This window comes from Mycobacterium gordonae, from assembly GCF_001417955.2.
GTDB classification, from domain to species: domain Bacteria; phylum Actinomycetota; class Actinomycetes; order Mycobacteriales; family Mycobacteriaceae; genus Mycobacterium; species Mycobacterium gordonae_B.
Map to the genome: position 1 here is coordinate 1 of NZ_LKTM01000114.1, position 3,701 is coordinate 3,701.

Annotated in this window: 3 protein-coding genes and 1 pseudogene; 3 read left to right on the plus strand and 1 reads right to left on the minus strand. The window is 60.4% G+C overall.

Annotated features, from left to right (window positions below; all coding sequences use genetic code 11):
- Positions 1-298 (minus strand): annotated as a pseudogene (locus AO501_RS40185) (PE family protein); the annotation flags it as partial.
- Between the two features lie 260 nt (positions 299-558).
- On the opposite strand from AO501_RS40185, the gene AO501_RS12400 reads away from it, so the two are divergent.
- The 3 genes from AO501_RS12400 (at position 559) to AO501_RS37120 (ending at position 2,978) form a co-directional block, all read left to right on the plus strand.
- Positions 559-942, plus strand: coding sequence for a DUF2834 domain-containing protein (locus AO501_RS12400; protein WP_055578019.1), 384 nt, complete (start codon positions 559-561; stop codon positions 940-942).
- Positions 943-986: 44 nt separating this feature from the next.
- Positions 987-1,820 carry a metal-dependent hydrolase gene (locus tag AO501_RS12405; RefSeq protein ID WP_055578020.1) on the plus strand — a complete coding sequence of 278 codons (834 nt, stop codon included), beginning with the start codon at positions 987-989 and terminating at the stop codon, positions 1,818-1,820.
- 306 nt (positions 1,821-2,126) lie between these two features.
- Positions 2,127-2,978, plus strand: a complete 852-nt coding sequence (locus AO501_RS37120) for a hypothetical protein (RefSeq protein ID WP_156452500.1) — start codon at positions 2,127-2,129, stop codon at positions 2,976-2,978.
- Positions 2,979-3,701 lie beyond the last annotated feature (723 nt).

Below are 3,701 nucleotides of genomic sequence, written 5' to 3' on the forward strand. Positions count from 1 at the left end.
CACTGCCGCCCACGCCACCCGAACCGCCGAGACCGCCGGTGCCACCAGTACCACCGTCGGCGCTGAGCACTCGGGTCGCACCACCGGCACCGCCGACGCCGCCAGTGCCGCCCGCCGTGCCGTCACCACCGGCACCGGCGGCCGCGGCGAAGGTGACAACCGAAAGTTGGCCGGGGCCGCTCTCGGTGACGTAGACGGGGCCGGACGAGTTGACCGCGGCGCCCTTCGCCCCGGAACTGCCGCTACCGACAGTGATCTGGTTGGCGATGGCGTAGCCCGGGGAGTTCGCTCCAGGCAACTGTTTTGTGGGCAGATTGTGGGGCTAAATGTGGGCACGGATACGACATCGCGTCGAGAGAAAAGCGGCCGGCAGATCATCGTGGTCGACTCCCGGACCATCTCGGGCGCCACGCCTATTCCAATTTACGAATTGCGCCCAAAGGGAGTACCTGAGCTGTCCCCAAGGGGGGACGCATTCCGCCGCAGAGCTATCTAGGCTTCGAAGCTATTCACCTGAACGGGCATAGCCGCTGCCTCCCAGTGCTAGAAGGAACACGAATGGCCGTCTCCGCCTCCACGAACATCCGCCATGGCTTCTATGTCGTAGCCGGTATAGCCGCGCTACTGCTGACGTGGCCCCACGCATTCGAATGGATGGGCCACGGGGGAAACATCCTCAACCCGATCGAATTCTTCGGCGACGCCATTGCGGCCGGCGGCACGGCGGCGTTCCTGAGCATAGACATGGCGATCGCATGGCTGGTGTTCATGGTGTGGGCTGTCACCGACAGCAAGCGGATCGGCGCGGGACCGAAGTGGGGCTGGGCCTTCGTCGCGCTCTCCTACATTGGCGTATCCATGGCCTTTCCGTTCTACCTGGTTTTTAGGGAGCGGTACATCGCAGCTCGCGAACGTACCGAGCCGCCCGCAGAAGTGCATTGAGGCAGCGCCCGGCCACGTAAGACCACACCCCGAAGGAGCTCTCGATGAAGGTCCGCAACATCGACATCGATTTCTCGACAGCGGAAATCTTCTGGACGCCGGAGACACCGGAGTTCGCGCAGTTCTGGAACGCCACCTCGAGCTTTCTCCCGTACCTGGAACCGTTCCTGAACCGAGTTGTTCGCGAGGGTATGGACAAGCTCGACGAGGACGAAAGTGATCGGCAGTTGCGCGCGGATTGCCGAATCTTCATGGCACAGGAGGGGCAGCACTATCGCAATCATGAGAAGTTCAACTCGAAGCTGAGGAACTCCGGATATCCGGACCTCAGCGACCGTGAAGCGCTAATGAAAGCGGACTACGCCGACTACGAGGAGAACAAAGACTTCAAGTTCCGCCTCGGATATGCGGAGGGTTTCGAAACCCTGGGGCCCATCCTCGCCTGCTACTTCCTTGAAGCAGCCCGAGAACTCCAGGATCCACGGGTTGACGATCCCACGGCGGATCTGTGGCGCTGGCACCTCGCCGAGGAATACGAACATCGCCACGTCTGCAACTATCTGTTTCATAGGCTGGTGCCCAGTTACTGGTATCGGCTGTACGGCATGGCGTACGCGGGTCAGCACATGCTTTCGTACATGATTCGGACTGCGATCTATCTGATACGCGAGGACCATCGCACAGGACGTATCAGCGATCCCTGGCGCAGTGGACTGCGGTTGGCGGGAGTGTGTGGACGCATGCTGCGCTACGCAATCCCCCGCTTTATCAAGTCGGCCCATCCCAGATACGACCCGATGGACATTCCGCCCCCTGCCCGTTCGATGGAAGTGCTCGAACGAACCGAGACGTTATGGGCGCGTAAGCGCGCAAATTAGGCGACTAGAGTCGGCTCCACGACCCGAGACTAAAACAGGCCAGGCCTTTCGGCCTCTCCTGTATGTGGTGGAGCTGCCGGGAATCGAACCTCGCTCCCCGCATACCATAACCGCTGGCGACCTGCAGTTACCTGCATTGAGACGACGCGAAAACACGTCTGATGACGTGGGAAAACGCCGCAGCTTGTTGACCACGTCAACAGTGGCGAGCCGACCACAGGTGGTGGCGAAAAGCCAGCAAAGGCAAGCCCTCATGCTCCCAGCTCTTGCCGATTCTGAGTTGCCCGGAATGAAGTGTCGGCCCCGATGGCTAAGATCCGCCGCATGGTAACGAATCCCCCGCCTCCGAGCTGGCAACCGGGCGCACCTGTGCCCGGCCCGCCATACCCGCCTTATGCCGGACCGCAATACCAGGCGAAGCAAAAGAACCCGCTTGGATTGATCGCCTTGATCGTCGGGATCGTGGGATTGATTTTCGCGTGCATCCCAGGAGCGCTCATTGTCGGATGGGTGTTGCTGCCAATCGCCTTCATCCTCGGCATCGTGGGGCTGTTCCAGTCCGGGAAGGCCAAAGGACCAGCTATTGCTGCGGTTATTGTCTCTGTTGTTGGAACCGTCGTCGGCGTTAGCGTTTTCGTTGTTGTAGTCGGCGATGCGTTCGACAACGCATTCAGGAAGTCGGACTTGTCACCGTCTGCCCCGACGCCGAGCGGTCGCAGCGGCCAGGGCGATCAACCTGCTGCTCGGGGCAGTAGGGACAACCCGCTTCCCATTGGCGAAGCGGTGAGTAATCAAGACTGGCAAGTCACACTTGGCGCTCCTCGTGAAGCTACAGCAGAGGTCGCCGGAACCAACCAGTTCAACAATTCGCCGAAGCCGGGTATGGAGTACTGGATTGTGCCGGTGACGGCCACCTATGTAGGCAACGCCACCGGCAATCTGATGTTCGGCATCAGGGTCCAATTCGTGGGTTCTGACAATCGGACGTATAGCGATCCCTGCGGTGTCATTCCCGATCCCCTCTCTAATGTTGGCGACCTGTACCGGGGCGGAACGGCTCGAGGCAACACCTGCGTTGCTGCCCCAGCTGGGGCTGACGGATTGTGGACTGTCACCACCGGCTTCAGCGGAAAGCCCACTTTCTTTATTGTGAGGTGAGAAGCTCCGCCGAGAAGCTCGGTTACGACCCGCCAGCCGCCGCGAGAGGAACGCAGGCAGCAACGCTACTTGCGAGTCACAGACCAGCCTCGATCCCGGCGACGAGCCGGTAAACGTGCGACAATGAGGGTGACGACTGATTGATCCGATACCTGCATCGGGATCGTAGAGATGCTGACATTGGCGGCAACAGGAGCCGGTTCTTTGGGCCACCTGCATCGGACAGACGTTGGTGGAAGACACGGTCGAGAGCGCGGATTTCTATGCGCCAGGCGTGTGTACTGGGCTGATTTATCTACGACTGAAGCTCCGTGCAGGGAATGTTTATGGGCCCACCGGATCGTAGGTGTGGCCGCAGGTGACAGCATGCTGCGCTTCTCGTGCACCCGGTAGCAGGGCGCGGACGAGCGTAGCCACCGTTGGGCAGCCCTATAGAAGAATCACAAACCGGGCGAAACCAAGTGGTATAGAAAGCGCGCAGCAGGTTTTCATTGCTGCGGACTTTGCCTGGAATGCGCGGCGCGAGCATGCTGCCCAGAAATTAGGTGCGACCAGCGTTTATTGCGGACCCGCTGGGGTTCGGTGGCGTGGTCCAAATACTGGTCGGGTACCGGGAGGGCGGCATTTTTACACTTGAGGGGCCCGCTTGCCCATGGCCATGAAAAAGTACCCACTGGTGGCCAAGTCGAGGTATCCGTTTTTGGCCGGGTAAAAGTATCCACC

Excerpts from the sequence above, each read along its gene's own strand:
- AO501_RS12400 (WP_055578019.1), top strand. The coding sequence starts at position 559 with ATGGCCGTCTCCGCCTCCACGAACATCCGCCATGGCTTCTATGTCGTA.
- AO501_RS37120 (WP_156452500.1), top strand. The coding sequence starts at position 2,127 with ATGGCTAAGATCCGCCGCATGGTAACGAATCCCCCGCCTCCGAGCTGG.
- AO501_RS12405 (WP_055578020.1), top strand. The coding sequence starts at position 987 with ATGAAGGTCCGCAACATCGACATCGATTTCTCGACAGCGGAAATCTTC.